This window comes from Oceanobacillus jordanicus (assembly GCF_022095695.1).
Taxonomy (GTDB): Bacteria; Bacillota; Bacilli; order Bacillales; family Amphibacillaceae; genus Oceanobacillus_B; species Oceanobacillus_B jordanicus.
Window position 1 is genome coordinate 14,344 of the sequence record NZ_JAIFZM010000012.1, and the last position, 16,216, is coordinate 30,559.

General features: G+C 40.8%; 19 protein-coding genes. 7 read left to right on the plus strand and 12 right to left on the minus strand.

Annotated features, from left to right (window positions below; translation table 11 throughout):
• Positions 1-3: 3 nt before the first annotated feature.
• Genes K3T81_RS14010 through K3T81_RS14020 form a run of 3 tightly spaced genes read right to left on the minus strand, consistent with a single transcriptional unit; the run spans position 4 to position 1,875 of the window.
• Complete coding sequence (locus K3T81_RS14010; RefSeq protein WP_238020595.1) at positions 4-645, minus strand: ABC-2 transporter permease; 642 nt, start codon at positions 643-645, stop codon at positions 4-6.
• Positions 642-1,496 (minus strand): ABC transporter ATP-binding protein, encoded by an 855-nt coding sequence (locus K3T81_RS14015; RefSeq protein ID WP_238020596.1) that lies wholly within the window; start codon positions 1,494-1,496, stop codon positions 642-644. The genes K3T81_RS14010 and K3T81_RS14015 overlap by 4 nt, the downstream gene beginning before the upstream one ends.
• A 4-nt stretch (positions 1,497-1,500) precedes the next feature.
• Positions 1,501-1,875: a GntR family transcriptional regulator gene (locus K3T81_RS14020; protein ID WP_238020597.1), complete on the minus strand. Its 375-nt coding sequence runs from the start codon at positions 1,873-1,875 to the stop codon at positions 1,501-1,503.
• A 404-nt stretch (positions 1,876-2,279) separates the two neighbouring features.
• Here K3T81_RS14020 and K3T81_RS14025 point away from each other — a divergent pair, with 404 nt between their 5' ends.
• On the plus strand, positions 2,280-3,176 hold the full coding sequence (locus K3T81_RS14025; RefSeq protein WP_238020598.1) for an AEC family transporter: 897 nt from the start codon (positions 2,280-2,282) through the stop codon (positions 3,174-3,176).
• A 240-nt stretch (positions 3,177-3,416) separates the two neighbouring features.
• Here K3T81_RS14025 and ytaF read toward each other — a convergent pair whose 3' ends face one another.
• Complete coding sequence (gene ytaF, locus K3T81_RS14030) at positions 3,417-4,019, minus strand: sporulation membrane protein YtaF (protein WP_238020599.1); 603 nt, start codon at positions 4,017-4,019, stop codon at positions 3,417-3,419.
• A gap of 149 nt (positions 4,020-4,168) precedes the next feature.
• Between ytaF and K3T81_RS14035 the strand changes: the two genes are divergently transcribed.
• A complete protein-coding gene (locus K3T81_RS14035) occupies positions 4,169-6,340 on the plus strand; it encodes a DNA topoisomerase III (protein WP_238020600.1) in 2,172 nt (723 codons plus the stop codon).
• Positions 6,341-6,488: 148 nt separating this feature from the next.
• Here the strand turns inward: K3T81_RS14035 and K3T81_RS14040 are convergent, their stop codons facing one another.
• Together K3T81_RS14040 and K3T81_RS14045 are read right to left on the minus strand one after the other, a co-directional pair.
• Entirely contained in the window at positions 6,489-6,998 is a 510-nt protein-coding gene (locus K3T81_RS14040) for a hypothetical protein (RefSeq protein ID WP_238020601.1), read from the minus strand.
• Between the two features lie 64 nt (positions 6,999-7,062).
• A complete protein-coding gene (locus tag K3T81_RS14045) occupies positions 7,063-7,260 on the minus strand; it encodes a DUF2188 domain-containing protein (RefSeq protein WP_036575325.1) in 198 nt (65 codons plus the stop codon).
• A gap of 81 nt (positions 7,261-7,341) precedes the next feature.
• Here K3T81_RS14045 and K3T81_RS14050 point away from each other — a divergent pair, with 81 nt between their 5' ends.
• On the plus strand, positions 7,342-7,668 hold the full coding sequence (locus K3T81_RS14050; RefSeq protein WP_106897445.1) for a CHY zinc finger protein: 327 nt from the start codon (positions 7,342-7,344) through the stop codon (positions 7,666-7,668).
• 99 nt (positions 7,669-7,767) lie between these two features.
• A complete protein-coding gene (locus K3T81_RS14055) occupies positions 7,768-8,007 on the plus strand; it encodes an indolepyruvate ferredoxin oxidoreductase subunit alpha (RefSeq protein WP_036575320.1) in 240 nt (79 codons plus the stop codon).
• Between the two features lie 273 nt (positions 8,008-8,280).
• On the opposite strand, the gene K3T81_RS14060 is transcribed toward K3T81_RS14055, so the two are convergent.
• Entirely contained in the window at positions 8,281-10,341 is a 2,061-nt protein-coding gene (locus K3T81_RS14060) for a thioredoxin domain-containing protein (protein ID WP_238020602.1), read from the minus strand.
• A gap of 155 nt (positions 10,342-10,496) precedes the next feature.
• On the opposite strand from K3T81_RS14060, the gene K3T81_RS14065 reads away from it, so the two are divergent.
• Genes K3T81_RS14065 through K3T81_RS14075 form a run of 3 tightly spaced genes read left to right on the plus strand, consistent with a single transcriptional unit; the run spans position 10,497 to position 14,088 of the window.
• Positions 10,497-10,904 carry a MerR family transcriptional regulator gene (locus K3T81_RS14065; RefSeq protein ID WP_238020603.1) on the plus strand — a complete coding sequence of 136 codons (408 nt, stop codon included), beginning with the start codon at positions 10,497-10,499 and terminating at the stop codon, positions 10,902-10,904.
• Complete coding sequence (locus K3T81_RS14070; protein ID WP_238020604.1) at positions 10,891-12,405, plus strand: class I adenylate-forming enzyme family protein; 1,515 nt, start codon at positions 10,891-10,893, stop codon at positions 12,403-12,405. The genes K3T81_RS14065 and K3T81_RS14070 overlap by 14 nt, the downstream gene beginning before the upstream one ends.
• Positions 12,406-12,423: 18 nt before the next feature.
• Positions 12,424-14,088 (plus strand): acyl-CoA dehydrogenase family protein, encoded by a 1,665-nt coding sequence (locus K3T81_RS14075; protein ID WP_238020605.1) that lies wholly within the window; start codon positions 12,424-12,426, stop codon positions 14,086-14,088.
• Positions 14,089-14,167: 79 nt separating this feature from the next.
• Here the strand turns inward: K3T81_RS14075 and K3T81_RS14080 are convergent, their stop codons facing one another.
• From K3T81_RS14080 to K3T81_RS14090, 5 genes are all read right to left on the minus strand, one after another.
• Positions 14,168-14,521, minus strand: coding sequence for a hypothetical protein (locus K3T81_RS14080; RefSeq protein ID WP_058949059.1), 354 nt, complete (start codon positions 14,519-14,521; stop codon positions 14,168-14,170).
• Positions 14,522-14,630: 109 nt separating this feature from the next.
• The gene (locus tag K3T81_RS19520) at positions 14,631-14,762 is read right to left on the minus strand and encodes a hypothetical protein (RefSeq protein WP_274520957.1); all 132 of its coding nucleotides are present in this window, start codon (positions 14,760-14,762) and stop codon (positions 14,631-14,633) included.
• Between the two features lie 119 nt (positions 14,763-14,881).
• Positions 14,882-15,265 carry an EAL domain-containing protein gene (locus tag K3T81_RS19525; RefSeq protein ID WP_275949840.1) on the minus strand — a complete coding sequence of 128 codons (384 nt, stop codon included), beginning with the start codon at positions 15,263-15,265 and terminating at the stop codon, positions 14,882-14,884.
• Positions 15,266-15,269: 4 nt separating this feature from the next.
• Entirely contained in the window at positions 15,270-15,827 is a 558-nt protein-coding gene (locus tag K3T81_RS19530; protein WP_275949841.1) for an EAL domain-containing protein, read from the minus strand.
• On the minus strand, positions 15,791-15,964 hold the full coding sequence (locus K3T81_RS14090; protein ID WP_238020606.1) for a hypothetical protein: 174 nt from the start codon (positions 15,962-15,964) through the stop codon (positions 15,791-15,793). Before K3T81_RS14090 ends, K3T81_RS19530 begins: the two co-directional genes overlap by 37 nt.
• Between the last annotated feature and the right edge of the window lie 252 nt (positions 15,965-16,216).

Genomic DNA, 16,216 nt, shown 5'->3' on the forward strand with positions numbered 1-16,216 from the left:
CTCTCAAACTTTCGCTTTTTTTGTGTATATCCAGGCAGATAAAAGATAGGACAAGTATAAGAATACAAGGGAAATTGCCACAAGGATAATGATTGGTTGGATTTCAATTAAATTGGAAAACCACGATAAAATCGGTTCGTGAAAAGTAATGAGATCATTTCCAAGCGTGACTGAGAAAGCAAAGGTACTAAAAACTAGTAACCCCATCTGAATTACAAATGCTTTATTAAAGGATGTTACGAGATAGTAAATTGGCATAGATAACGATACAACTATGCAAATCGTAGTAAACAATAACGTTATACTTAAGGCATCAATAGGTTGGGAAGTCAGATAAGGCAACCCCTTAGAAGCAATGCTATCAACAAGCCAGACGTATAGAAGAAAGCCGATTAGAAATAAAAGCAAATACAGATGCCTGCTTAATACAACATGATGAAGCTTTACAGGAAGGCTACTGATAAATCGATTTACATGATTACGATGATCAAAATAGAATAGATTAAAAAGGAAATGAATCATGATCACAAAGAAAAAATAACTTTCTGTAAATCCCATCACATAAAATAATGGGATTAATAGCGCATTAAATCCGTAATAGAAACTATTAATATAGAAATCTTTTTTCATCAAGTGCAAAATCATTCAGGTCCCTCCCTTGTCAGGAAGTACATAATATCTTCCAGACTAGCTTTTTCCATTACTAAATCATCACTATAAGCATTAAAAACAGTGGGGTCACCTTCAAAGAGTGCTGAAAATCCATGCTGGCTCATTTTTATCCCCGAGAAGAGGGTTTCTGTATCTGCATCAATCATTTCCCGCTTCCCTTTCACAATATGGAACTGTTCCTGTATTTCGAGCATGCTTTTTTGAAAAATAATTTCGCCTTTATATATGAAGACAATATAATCAGCTATTCGCTCAAGGTCTGTGGTGATGTGCGTGGACAGGAAAATCGTCTGATTATCACGTAGCATTAGTTCCTGTAACTGATCAAGCAGCTCCCTACGGAAAATAGGATCTAGGCCTGAGGTTGGTTCATCCATAATAATAAATTCAGGCTCATGGGCTAGCGCGAAAAGTAGCGAGCACTTCATTTTCATACCTTTGGAAAAATGCTTTAGTTTCTTCTTTAATGGTAAATCAAACTTTTTCACATATTGTTGGAACAGCTCCTCATTCCAATTTTCATAAAGTGGTGCAATAAAGGACTTCATTTTCTTAATGTTAAACTCCTCATACATATAGAGTTCATCATAGACAAATCCAATTCGCTGCTTCATTCGATGGTTTTTATGGCTTTCATTAAATAGTGTAATGTCACCACTGTCAGGAGGAAGGAGGTCCATCAGCATTTGGATGGTCGTAGTTTTGCCACTGCCATTTGGGCCAATAAAGCCAGTAACATAGCCTTGAGGAATCGATAAATTAATCGTGTCCAGTGTAAAATCTTTTCTCTTCTTCGTCACGTCATGAAACTCTACAGCATTCATGCATCTACTCTCCTTCATAGTAAATCTCCAACAGTTCGATTAAGTCAGCTTTAGAAAGTCCAAGCCGTTTTCCTTCCGTTGTGAGTTTTTCCAGCTCATTCTCTAGCTCGCGAACCTGCCATTCTTTCAATACATGGGGCTGTTGTCCCGCAACAAAGGTTCCTTTGCCAACAGAGGATATAAGGTAGCCCTCATTTTCCAGATCCTCATAGGCCCTTTTGGTGGTAATCACACTTACCTTCAAGTCCTTGGCAAGCGCACGCATGGAGGGAAGCGCATCGCCTTCCTTTAGCTCGCCTGAATAAATATGCTGTTTAATCTGTTCCTTGATTTGCTGGAACAATGGCTCTTTACTCATACTGGCAATTAGAATATTCATTTACAAAACCTCATTTTGTTATTGTGTATATACATTATATACAATATATACACATTTGGTTCCTTTGTCAACTACTGTGGGAGAGAAGACGCCGGAATAAGTTAAACAGACGCAAAGGGAGGAGTGATTGACGCAGGAATAGGAAAAAGTGACGCGATGGAAGGGAGAAGAGAAGCAGCAAAAGAAAAAGTGGCGCAAGAGGAGCTAAAAGTGAAGCGTCAGCCCTAGGAAGTGAAGCGTGAGCGGCATGAAGTGAAACCACACCGGCATGAAGTGAAACGTCAGCTATGGGAACTGAAACGTCAACCGCCCAAACTGAAACCACCACCATCCAAATCGCCCGTCCTAAACGAAACAAATATGGTAAACTAGGAAAATACAAAAATTATAGTGGGGATGTCATCATGAGTTTATTTTTAAATGTTATTTTGCCAATTATGGCTGTTTTTGCAGCAGGGTATTTATTACAACGAATTCGATTACTTGATGTGAAATCCGTTTCAGCTGTGTCGCTTTATATCCTGTCACCGGCACTTGTTTTCGTTTCATTGTACGATGCGTCGTTTGATCGTGATTTTTTAATTATATTCATTTATATCTTTGTCCTATTTTTTATAATGGTTCTTCTAAATAAAATAGTGGCACGTGTATTTAAATGGTCACCATCAGTGGAGAGTGCATCTATTCTAGCTACAGGATTTATGAACTCTGGTAACTATGGTTTGCCTGTTGTGCTCTTCAGTGTGGGACAGGAAGCAGTACCGTTTGCGATTTTTATTATGGTAGTACAGGCGCTGCAAAATAACTTCTTCGGTGTTTATTATGCTTCTCGGAGTACGAGCGGAATGAAGCGAGCGGTGTTGAATGTATTGAAAATGCCGACCACCTATGCTGCTATACTGGCCTTTGTCTTTCAGCAATTTAGCTTACCGGTTCCTGAAGCTGCCCACTCTACTCTTTCGATGGTAGGAGACGCAGCCATTCCCGTCATGATGGTGATGCTAGGAATGCAGCTTGCGTCCATAACAGGTCTAAAGCTTAATTGGCAGGTGCTGATTTCCGCCGTCACCTTAAAAATGATTGTCGCACCACTGATTGCCTTCGGGTTTGTAGCGATTGTGGATATGGATCCGATCATTGCATCTGTTCTTATCATCATCTCGGCAATGCCAACAGCGGCTACCACTACGATGTACGCTATTGAGTTTGATACAGAGCCAGAACTTGTTTCCAGCATCACCTTTGCAGCAACGCTCGTCAGTATTGTTACCATTACATTACTCCTTAACATTGTTTCGTAATGTTTCTTACCGTCTAATACAGGGTAACCTATAGACAGGAGACAAAAAGAAACTAAGCGTTACACTGAAAGGATGAAATGTATGTTACGTACCATTTTAATGATTATCGGAGCAATCGTTGTTATAGGCTGGATCATCTCCATGCTGTAAAAAAAAACAAAAATCCCGGACGCCTCTAAAGCGTTCGGGATTTTTTAGTTGGCCATCATTGCAGTAACCGCCACCAAATGAAGTTTCGCTTTATAGAAAAATATTACATACACCAATGGTAATTAAAAGAAGGGATGGGAGGAGTGACATTTGCTGCATTTGTTTATTTTTGGCCAAGTAAAGACCTAGTTTTATTCCGCTAAAGAGAAATACTCCACTCATACAGGCAACAAGAATGGCTGTGAAAACAGATGGATAGCCGAGCATTGATGCACCAATTCCTGCACCAAAGGCGTCCAAAGCCAGCGCTGCACCTAGTAATAAGGCTTCTGTAGAGGAGATATTCCCAGATTTGTCTAAGTCAGCCTTATTTGGGTCAGTCAAAACCGTTGTAATCGCGTTGTGGTTTTGTTGCTGTGTCTTTCCAGAGCGGACGTTATTATAAAAGGTAAGCGAACCAATCACAATCAATATCCCGCCACCGATGAACCTCGTTATATCTGGTGATAGGAGGGAGGTAATCCCAGTTCCGATCGTCATGGCCAGTAACACGATCCCGCCTGAACAAAGCATAATAATACATAGAGCAACAGCAGGTACATGTATTTTTCGCATTCCATACGTAATCCCAACCCCAAAACCGTCAAGACTTACTGCAACAACTAAAAGTAATAATCCTGTATAGAAAAGCATACGACCAATTCCTTTACACGTTCGTTGTATCCATAGCTTATGGAGAGGTAGCTTACTCTGTTCCTGTCCAACAAAGTGGCTCTGCAAGAACAATTGATTCTGTGGTAAAGTAGAAGGAGCGCTTTAACAAAAAGAGAGGATTTTTGTGTATGAGTAAAACGGTTGTATTAGCTGAAAAACCTTCTGTTGGCAGAGACATTGCCCGTGTACTGAATTGCAATAAAAAAGGCAATGGCTATATGGAAGGCTCAAAATATATTGTGACATGGGCACTTGGGCATTTGGTAACACTTGCCGACCCTGAAGTTTATGATGATAAATATAAAACATGGAAGCTTGATGACCTGCCGATGCTGCCAAAGCAGCTAAAGCTTGTAGTAATGAAGAAAACCGGAAAACAGTTCAATGCGGTAAAATCTGTTCTAAACAGAAATGATGTTTCATCTGTTGTCATTGCAACAGATGCTGGAAGAGAAGGGGAGCTAGTAGCACGCTGGATCCTGGAAAAAGCACGGAACACCAAACCCGTGAAGCGTCTGTGGATTTCTTCTGTAACCGATAAAGCAATTCGGGATGGATTTAATCAATTGAAGCCCGGTGGAAAATTTGAAAATCTTTATCATGCAGCGGTCGCTCGTTCTGAAGCAGACTGGTACGTTGGGCTTAATGCTACACGTGCTTTGACAACAAAGTTCAATGCACAGCTGTCCAGTGGGCGAGTTCAAACACCGACACTTGCAATGATTGCAGCTAGGGAAAAGGAAATTAAAGACTTCAAGCCACGCATGTTTTATGGAATTGTAGCAAAGACTGGCAAAGGATTTAAGCTTACGTGGCAAGATGATAAAAATAACACTCGCATCTTTTCAGAAGAAAAAGCAGATGGCTTGTATAAGCAATTAAAAAACAAGCCGGCTAAAATTGTGGAAGTAGATAAAGCCTACAAGAAAAAACATGCACCTCAGCTATATGATTTAACGGAGCTACAGCGTGATGCCAACCGAATTTTTGGCTTTTCCGGTAAGCAAACACTATCCCTGATGCAACGTCTTTACGAGCGCCACAAAGTTCTAACTTATCCTCGTACAGATTCAAGAGTACTCACGACAGACATCGTGCCAACATTAAAGGATCGCTTAAAGGCATGTGGGGTAGATGAGTATGCGAAGATTGCTGGAAAGCTGCAAAACAAGCAATTTAAGCTATCAAAATCTGTAGTTAATAATGAAAAAGTCTCCGATCACCATGCTATCATTCCAACCGAACAGCATGTAATTTTGGCTGATCTGGATGATAAAGAACGCAAGATTTATGATCTTGTTGTAAAACGCTTTTTGGCCGTTTTATCCGATCCATTTGAATACGAGCAGGTAACATTAGTTGCCACGATCAATGGGGAACGTTTTTCTGCAAGAGGAAAAACAGTGAAAAAACAAGGTTGGAAAGAAGTGTACAACAATCGTTTTGATGATGGGGACAAAGAGGACGAAGAGAAGTTGCCGGCAGTGGAAAAAGGCGATACCTTCGCCAATCTGCAGATATTCCGTACACAGGGGGAAACGAAGCCGCCAGAGCGTTTCACGGAAGGTGCGCTCCTACAAGCAATGGAAAACCCTGTTCGCTATATGCAGCCAGATGAGAAGCATCTTGCTGGAACCATTAATCAAACAGGTGGCCTAGGTACTGTTGCAACACGCGCTGATATCATTGAAAAACTATTCAACGGTATGTACATGGAGATGAAGGGAAAGCATATTTTCATCACATCAAAAGGGCGCCAATTGCTGGATCTTGTTCCGAATGACCTGCAATCCCCTGCACTCACAGCAGAGTGGGAGCAAAAGCTTGGTCTAATAGCAGAAGGAAAACTTAATAAAAATAAATTCATCGCTGAAATGAAGGATTATGCCAAAGATGTCGTACAGCAGATTAAAAACACGCAGGAAACGTTCAAGCATGACAATATGACAGGGACCAAGTGTCCTGACTGCGGAAAATTAATGTTGGAAATCAAGAATAAAAACGGCAAAATGCTCGTCTGTCAGGATCGTTCCTGTGGGCATAAGAAAAACATTGCCAAACAAACAAATGCCCGCTGTCCAAAATGTCATAAACGCTTAGAACTGCGCGGACAAGGAGAAGGCCAAATGTTTACCTGTAAATGTGGCCACAGAGAAAAACTGTCTACCTTTAATGAGCGGAAACAAAAAGAGAAAAAGCATAAAGTCTCCAAAAAAGATGTTAACAAGTATCTGAAAAAGCAGGATGAAGGTTTTACCAATAATGCCCTGGCAGAGCAGTTGGCTAAGTTGAAGAAGTAAGAAATTTAAATTCGAAACACTCGTTATGTAAAAGTCTCGTTTCTTTCTAGTAAAGAGAGAAACGAGGCTTTTTTAGAATAGGGAAATAGGGGCACAAGTAGCTGGGAAAACATGCCACAAAAAAAGAAGCGCCCTTAGCGCTTCTTTTCTACATTTTATTTACTGGTTCATCTAATACATGATGATCCGTTTCGTTAGAATTGCTGGATTTTGATGAAGTATTAGTAGCTTTTGCTTCCTTCTTCACCTTTTTACCAGCATCCATTGCAGTGTTTCTTGCATCGTCAATATCAGACTTGGCATCCTTCACGCCTTCTTTTACATCTTTCGCTTGGTCACCAAGCTCTTTTGTTTCATCCACAATGTTTTTAGCTGTTTCTTTTATTTCCTGGCCTTCGTTAGCCCAAACGTTTTGTACTTTCTCAAGTGCTTGCTGTGCGCTTGATAGTGTTTGTTTGGCATTTTCAACAAGAGATTGTTTTGTGCCATTTGGATCTTCTTTAATTTTTTGAGTGTACGTTACAACAGAATCTTTCGCATTCATGGATGAATCTTTTACTTTTGTTCTTGTTTTTGGATTCAGAAGGATGAAGGAAATACCTGCTAAAGCTCCAGCACCTACTAGTAATCCAACTTTGTTATTCTTTGTTTTTTCCATTGTTCATCTCTCCTGCCTTTTATTGTTTAGTATACTAGTACCCTCGCTATAGAAATGTAAACTACTAGAATCGTTTTTCTTCTATGACGTTATGATTCTTGTCCATGATTTCCACCATGCTTGGTGTGTTTTCTTTTGCCATTTGCTCTGCGGCGGCGATGGCATCATCTTTTGCCTCGTATACATCTTCTGGGGCCACATTCTCTAGTTTAACAAACCAGCCTGACACATCTACATTCGGTACGACGCTATATGTTTTCATTTTGACAAACTCCTTTATAATGATGATATGTAAGCTTTTCCCACTGTAAGGGTAAGTAAAACATGATAAGGGGGGAATTTCTTGAATATACATGAATTTACGATAAAAGGTTCACTGGATAAAGAAACACGTTGCACGCACTACCATGGTCCCACAGACCGGATTGCAATTAAATTTTATTGCTGTCAGGAATATTATCCTTGTTATAAATGCCATGAGGAGTATGGTTGTGGCAAAGAAGAAGTATGGCCAAAGGAGAAATTTGATCATAAAGCCATTCTCTGCGGCTCCTGTGGTAAAGAACTAAGTATTGGTGACTATTTAAAATCAGGCTATGCTTGCCATTCCTGTCAAGCAGCTTTTAACCCAGGATGTGCACTACATTACGAGCTTTACTTCGAAAAATAGCGGGAATTTGCTCTAAGCTGTTTACTTGCAATTGCCCTCTCATGTATCATAATAGAAGAGATACTAGCTATCTTTTACGTAATAAGGGAGGTAACTTAAATGGCATTCGTTATATTGGATCCATGCGGACCGGAGAAAGCAGCCGAATGTGTCAGTGTGTGTCCAGTTGATTGTATAGAGGAAGGTCCAGACCAGTTTTACATAGATCCAGATATTTGTATCGATTGTGGAGCATGTAAAGCAGTCTGCCCAGTAGATGCAATAGAAGAAGAATACGATATAACACCAGAACAAGAAGTATTCCTAGAAAAAGCAGAGAAATTCTTTGCGAATAAATAGATAAAAAAAGCCGCGCCATCTATTGATGGCACGGTTTTTTTTGTGCCTGTTGTAGTTCTTGAAAAGTCGCGTGGGAGCTACGTGAAGTCGCGTGTCGATCCTAAAAAGTCGCGCACCACCACCTGAAAGAGACGCACCCCCCATCCCAGGAGACGCGCCACCACCCGAAGGAGACGCAGCCTCCATCCCAAGAGGCGCACCATCACCCGAAAGAGACGCAACCTGCCTCCCAAGAGATGCGTCACTACCCGAAAGAGGCGCACCAATCCAAAATTACTTCACTATCTCTTCTAGCGCAGCCTCTATATCTGTTGTCGGCTGCTGGCAGGCGAAGTTTTCACAAATATAGACAGTCGTTTTACTGCCCATTTGCTTATAATCTGCTGCAAATGGGGCTACCTGTGCCAAACGTTCCGCATCTTCAGCAACCAATAATGTGATATGAGGGAGGAAATGCTGGTTCAGCTGTAGGATTAAACGCTGTCTGTCAAGATCGTTTTCCGCACCGATAATTACAACTTCCTTCGTTGGATTTTCGGTTAACTGCAGTGCTTGCAGGAAGAACGGAGCTGCAGAGGCTTGCCGAGTAATATCGGTGTAAAAGCTTTGGTACATTTCCTCTACCTTATCAAGATAACGATTTTCTCCTGATAAATATCCAATCCTTGCAAGCATTACAGCTGCAACACTATTTCCAGAAGGAAGTGCACCATCGTAAATATCTTTATCTACAGCGATGAGTTCTTCACTATCATTCCCACTGAAAAAGAAGCCACCATTTTCCTCATCCCAGAATAATGCCAACATGTTATCCACTAGAGCTCTCGCTTTTTCCAAGTATTCTAATGAATACGTTGCATCATATAATTCAAGGTAAGCCCAGGAAAGATAAGCATAGTCGTCAATATAAGCCTTATACTTCGTTTCGCCATCACGATACCGAGCCATCAAGCGGTCATCAACCATAAGTTTTTCTTCAATAAAGGCAACTGCTCTCTTGGCATAACCTAAATAATCATCCTGATCAAAAACTTTGGAGGCTTTCGCTAGAGCGGCAATAGCCATGGCATTCCATGAGGTTAAGACCTTATCATCGACATGTGGGTAGACACGTTTTTCCCTTACCTCTAACAGTTTCTGTCGTGATTCCTCTATCTGCTTGCTTAACAGCACAGGCTTGATGCCTCGTTTTGCTGCTTCTATCCCTAAGTCTTTGCCAATGAGGTTCGGAATATTTTCCCCTTCAAAATTACCTTGAGGGGAAATGGAGTAGACATCTGCAAATAAAGAGCCTGCTTCATCCCCGAGTATAGAAAGAATTTCGTCATAGCCCCAAACATAGTACTTTCCTTCCACACCTTCAGAATCGGCATCAATTGCCGAATAATAGGCTCCATCTAATCCCTTCATTTCCCGCTGTAAAAAGGTGTTGATTTCAGTAGCTATTTTTTTAAAATGTTCATCCTTTGTAAGTGAAAATCCTTCTGTATATGCAATTAACAGTAAAGCATTATCATACAGCATTTTTTCAAAGTGGGGGATAAGCCACTTTTCATCTGTAGCATATCTCGCAAAACCAAATCCAATATGATCATAAATGCCACCATCAGCCATAGAGTAAAGGGTTTTCTTCGCCATATCGAGTGCAGTATTGTTCCCATTTGTTTGAAAGTGTCTGTGTAAAAAGGTAAGCACATGTGGCATAGGAAACTTTGGAGCATCCCCAAAGCCCCCATACGTAAGATCAAACTGGCCGGAAAGTTGGTCGAATGCCTCCTGACAGCTTTTCTCCGTAAGTCTCGATTCACTTTTGGCCATGACGGTTCGCTTCAGTGCAGCACGCACACTTTCCGTAACCTCTGAAATATGGGCAGGATCGTTTTCATATTTTCTGTGCAGCTGTGTCAGCATTTCTATTACACCGGGCTTTCCGTATTTACTTTCTTTTGGAAAGTATGTACCTGCATAAAAGGGGATTTGATCTGGCGTCATGATAATGGTTAATGGCCAGCCACCATGCCCCGTCATCATTTGACATACCTTCATATAAATCGAATCAACATCAGGACGTTCTTCTCTGTCCACTTTTATCGAGACATAATGCTTATTTAGCAGCTCAGCAACCTGTTTATCTTCAAAAGATTCATGTGCCATTACATGACACCAATGACACGTACTATACCCAATAGACAAGAAGATAGGCTTCCCTTCTCGCTTTGCTTTATCAAACGCCTTTTCTCCCCATGGAAGCCAATCAACAGGATTGTATGCATGCTGGAGTAGGTATGGAGATTTTTCATTTATTAATCCGTTCGGTTTTTGGCTTGATGTCATAGGGTGATCACCTTCTTTTCGTAAAATGTTATATGTTACTTTACCACAAAACACCAATTCCATACCAAATAGGAATGCATCATTTCCCCTTGAACTTGACGTTAACGTTAATGGTAAACTAAAATTATTGGAAAATTGAAAGAAAGAGTGATCACATGTCTCAAACGGAAATGTACTCCATTTCGGAACTCGCCAGGCATTTTGAGATTACAACACGAACGATTCGTTACTATGAAGAGATAGGTTTACTCACTCCACATCGATCGGAAGGTGGCCAACGATTATTTTCCAAAAAAGAGAAAGCGCGTCTTCAACTCGTTTTTCGTGGAAAGAAATATGGTTTTTCCTTAGATGAGATAAGAGACATGATCCAGCTTTTTGATCAGGATCCAAGTGGACGTCAGCAGCTTGAACGCACGATACAATACGGAAAAGAAAAAATAGAGGAGGTGAGCAGCAGAATAGAAGATTTAATTCAGATTCGTTCAGAGATGGAGCAGTATATCGTAGATTTTCAGAAAAAATTATCCGAGTTGGAGCGTGACAAAGATGAATATGCCTGACTTATTAGCCCATCAGTCAAGAAAATATCCAACCAAAGAAGCTATCATAACACCGACAGAAAGCGTCACCTATGAAACATGGAATAAAAAGGTGAATCAATTAGCGCATGCCCTCCTAACACTAGGTATTGAGCGGGGCGATAAAGTAATCCTCCATATGCCAAATACAAAAGAATTCCTCTATACTTATTTTGCGGTCCAACGGCTTGGCGGAATTATTGTTCCTGTTAATGCCAAGCTAGTTGCAAACGAATTAACCTACATTTTATCCCATAGTGAGGCAAAAGCGTTTATTACACATGATCTCATTTTTCAGCAAGTGGAGCAGTTAGCAAATGATAATGGCTTGTTGTTTATCAAAACAGGGAAATCTACTTCAACATGGTACAGCCTTGAGCAAATAATGGATAACGCTTCGGAGGAAGAGATCTTATCTGATCTAAACGAAGATGATGAAGCTAGTATTCTATACACCTCTGGTACAACAGGAGAACCAAAAGGTGTCTTGTTTACGTATCGGAATATCTTGACTGTTGCCCGCATGATTTGTATGGAGATGACAATGAAACCTGAAAGCAGGGTGCTCCATATCATGCCTCTCAGCCATTCAGCTCCATTGCACTTGTTTATGGCAGCAGCTTTAAATGTGGGTGCTACGCATGTCGTCGTGCCAACCTTCACACCAGAATTATTACTATCAACAGTTGAAAAAGAGAAAATTACGCATTTCTTTGGTGCTCCTATTGCTTACCTAGCCAGCACCAAACATCCTAAACTACAAGATTATGATCTAAGTTCCATGGAATATTGGGTTTATGGAGGTGCGCCACTCTCCCAGCAGGAGGTCTCGTATATCAAGAAACAGTTTTCAACAGACAAATTAACCTGTGTATACGGATTAACGGAAGCTGGCCCAAGTGGAACACTGCTTCGCTCAGAGGAACATGACAGCAAGGCAGGAAGTATTGGAAGCCGTGCCGCTTTACATTGTGAACTACGGCTTGTAGATGAGAATGGAAATGATGTGAAACAGGGAGAGATTGGGGAAATTATCCTTCACGGGGAAGGAAATATGAAAGGCTATTACAAAAACCCAGAAGAAACAGCAAACGTTTTAAAAGGAGAATGGTTGTACACGGGGGACATGGCAAAGGAGGATAAGGACGGTTATTTCTGGGTAGTAGATCGAAAGAAAGATATCATTATTTCTGGTGGAGTAAATATCTTCCCACAGGAAATAGAGAAATTAATCATCACACATCCAGCCATACAAGAAGTTGCTGTAGTGGGAGTTCCAAACCCAAATTGGGGAGAGACAGTAAAGGCATTTATCGTTGCAGACAAGCCAATAAACGAGCCATTGAAGGAGCTCACAAGTTTTCTAGAAGGAAAACTCGCAGACTATAAAATTCCAAAACTATGCGAACAATTGGAAGCGCTTCCTAGGAACGTAACTGGGAAACTGCAAAAAAGCCAATTGAGGGAGCGCATACAACAGTAAGGAAGAGGAGGTACCAAATTGAAGAATTATTATCATGGCGATCCTAACTTAAAGCAGATTTTACAGGATCAGCTTCCCCAGCCATTTTGGGAATGGGCGGACAAGGAGCTTGGAATATTTGGCGAACTTTGCGCTGGTCCGGTAGATGAACGTGCTGTGCATACAGACCGAGAGGGGCAACCAACGTTAATTCGCTATAACAAAATGGGTGAGGAAATATCCGAAGTTTGGTTAAATGAAGGATATCGTCAAACAGTAGAAGAAACCTATAATAAGGGGATTGTCGCTTATGTGCATAAAGAAATTCCAGCATTAAAACAAAAGGGAAATTATGTGTATGCTTTTGCTCAAGCCTATCTATTATCACATGCGGAAGCTGGGTTTTATTGTCCAGTCACCCTGTCCCAAGCAACTGCTTACCTGATAGACCACTATGCTTCAGAAGATTTGCAGCAAACATACTTGCCACATGTACTTTCAACCGGAGAAGTAGAACTTTATGAAGGGGCAACCTTTCTAACAGAGCGACAGGGAGGGTCAGACGTTGGCGCAAATGAGGTAAAAGCTGTGCCGAATGGAAAGAGCTTCCGCATTAGTGGTGAAAAATATTTTGCGAGTAATGCCGGTGCCTGTGGTCTGGCAATGGTACTTGCTAGAATGGATGGAGCACCAGAGGGGACGAAGGGACTTAGTCTGTTCTTAGTTCCGTGGGAAGAGAACCGCAAAGAAGGACTCCTACGTATTCGCAGGCTGAAAGATAAGCTCGGTGTGCGGGCCGTTCCGTCGGCTGAAGTGGAATTTTCTGGTGCGAAAGGTTTCCTTGTAGGTGAGCCAAACAAGGGGCTCGGATACATGATGGAGGCGCTTAATTTGTCACGTGTAGCGAATGCTGTCGCCTCACTAGGGATTATGAAGCGTGCTTATCTTGAGGCAAGAAACTATGCAAGAAATCGTCCAGCATTTGGCAATCCCTTAACCCATTATCCAATGGTTCAGGACACATTAAGTAAAATGGCTGCAAAGCAAGAAGTGGAACTGAATACGCTGTTTCACGTGATTCAGCTGATGGATAAGGTGATGGGGAAGCAGGCAAAGCATGAAGCTACCGAAGAAGAGCAAATCCTCTTTCGACTTTATGTGGCCATCGTAAAAAAGGAAACTGCTGAACAGGCAATCCATTTTGCACATGAAGCCATCGAAATGCATGGGGGAAATGGCTATATTGAAGATTTTGTTACCCCTAGGCTATTGCGGGACGCCCAAGTCCTTACCGTTTGGGAAGGAACAGCTAATATTCTTGGATTAGAGGTTGTTCGTCTCATTGAAAAATATCACGTGGACACTATTTTTATAGAGGAAATGAAAAAAAGGCTTGCCAACATAAATGAAAAATCAGTTTTGTCTGAGTGGGTTACGCATCTTGAAGAAGAGTTGTCTTCGTTAATCCAGCAGATTACCCTAATAAGGTCTTCGAAAAAGCAGGAGCTTCAAACATATTACAGCAAGGATATCGCGCATAAATTTGCTATTCTTCTCGAAAGTGTCATTGCGATGGAGACAGCTGTTAAGAGAGGAAGTAGAGAAGAGGCTGTCGCAGAAGTTTACTTGCAGCACACCTGGAATAAGGATGAGATAGAAGCAGACCCCGTTACCTTAGAATATTTTCAAATTATTTGTAGGTAAACAAAACCCGTTACAGGCTGGGAGCTTGTAACGGGTTAAAATGAGGCGCTATTGTAGATTGTCTTTTTGTTGTGGGACATTATAAGTGGAATTGATTTTTAAATCTGGCAAACTCTCGTTCATTACGTGCTGCTTTTTCCCAAATATGTTCTTGGTCTGCCTCGATGGATTTTAACTTGTCCATTACTTCAGTATGTTGCGCCTTGCTTTCTTCTTTCATTGCAGTGATCTCTTTCCACATGGTAGCTTGATCTGACTTCATCGTAGCCTGTTCGGCTTTCATAGCAGCTTGCATGTCTTTTAGTGTGGTTAACTCCTCTTTCATAGTAGCCTGATCAGTTTTCATAGCAGTTTGTTCTTCCATAACATTACCTAGCATTGTAATAATTTGAGATAGAGTATTCTCCATCCGATCAAATCGTTCCTCACTCAACCTAATCACCTCCTTGTCCTACTCATTATAACGTATCATCTATAAGGTTTCTACAGGGGAAATTTATCCCACTTTGGAGTGTGTTTGTCTTAATCAAAAGGGGTCCGCTTTATTCCTCTACCGCTACCGCAATTTTACTGGCGACCCAACGTTTTGCAGTTGCTTCATCAATTTCATATATTTTCCCCGCACGGAGCAAATCCCCATGGTATGCAGTTTGTACATTCATTTTCACCTTCATTTTTGTTCTCCTCCAATTCATTGCATAACCCAAGTATACAGGAAATAGTTCTATAAAAAAATAAGTGGCTCCTGAAAGGGAGTCACTTTAGTAGAATTATATCAGGGCATAGTAGATTATTATACTCTGCTGTTATCATGTAGGTGTTCAGGCCTTCCGTCTTTTTCTAAGTTGAGTGTTTCCAAGGGTGTAGGACTCGGCTTGGCAAAATAATAACCTTGGAATAATTCATATCCCATTTTAGTAAGATAGTGATAATCTGCTTCTGTTTCGACACCTTCTGCAAGTGCTTTTGCACCCATCTCACGTGAGAGTTTTACTACGGACGCAGCAACTTCCTGTTTGGCTTTGTCTTCACTCACGCCATTAGGAAATTCCATGGTAAGCTTCACAATATCTGGTCTTAAATCTGCTAATTTTTGCAGATCATTAAAGCCTGTTCCAACGTCATCTAAGGCATATTTAAAACCGTGATCGCGATAATAATTTAGGATGGATTTCAAATGCTCAATATTTTACTACTTCATCTGTTTCCATTACTTCAAACACAACCTGCTCTGGCTTTATATTAAGCTTCTTAATTAAAGCGAAGGTAGTGGCAAGGCAATGCTCCGGAACATAAATAGCGGTTGGAATAAAATTAATAAAGATTAATTTATCAGTAGGTAAAGTAGCAGCGTTCCGAACTGCCTGTAGCCTACAGGCGCGATCAAGAGCGAACGTACGATTTCTCACCCTTGCTGCATCAAATAGTTTGAAAGGAGGGATGATGTTCCCATCTTGATCTACGCCTCTTGAAAGAAGCTCGTACCCTACAATTTCAGAACCTCCATTTATTCTTTCTATAATAGGTTGGAAATGGGTGCGAAGTTGGCTTCGCTCGATAACCTCATCGATCCAGCTTGACTCTCGTTCTATTTGAAACTCATGAATTTGTTTCATTTTATATAACGTTTTAAGTGGATCTTCTCTGTTTGACTCGACAGCATAAAAGCTTTTAGGGTCCAAATGGGCTTCTACATAATCGATCATATCGAATAGAATAGAATAGCTTCCATAACCCAAAACGTTCTCTCATTTACTGCACTCCACGTATTCTCTGGTTTTCCTTCTATGTAATGTATAAGTGGTTGTGCATCTTGATCATCAGCAAAATAAACAGTATAACCTTTTGGTTTTGGCTGACAAATATCACAAAACATGTGTAATACACCTCTCTTAAACTATTTCTTCCTAGTCTATTTATACTAGATAAGAAGGCCCGTTACTATTAAAGAAAGAGGATTTTTCAGGAAACTTTTATGGTTAAGAAGATGCTGGATAAAGATCTACTTGTAGGTACATCTAGCCAAAAATCAGGCAAGAAGTCCAGCATTTATTTTGGTTTGCTAAATTATGTGAATATGCTATATTTTAAGTTAATTAAAGAGTTGTCTATATACAAACTATGTTGA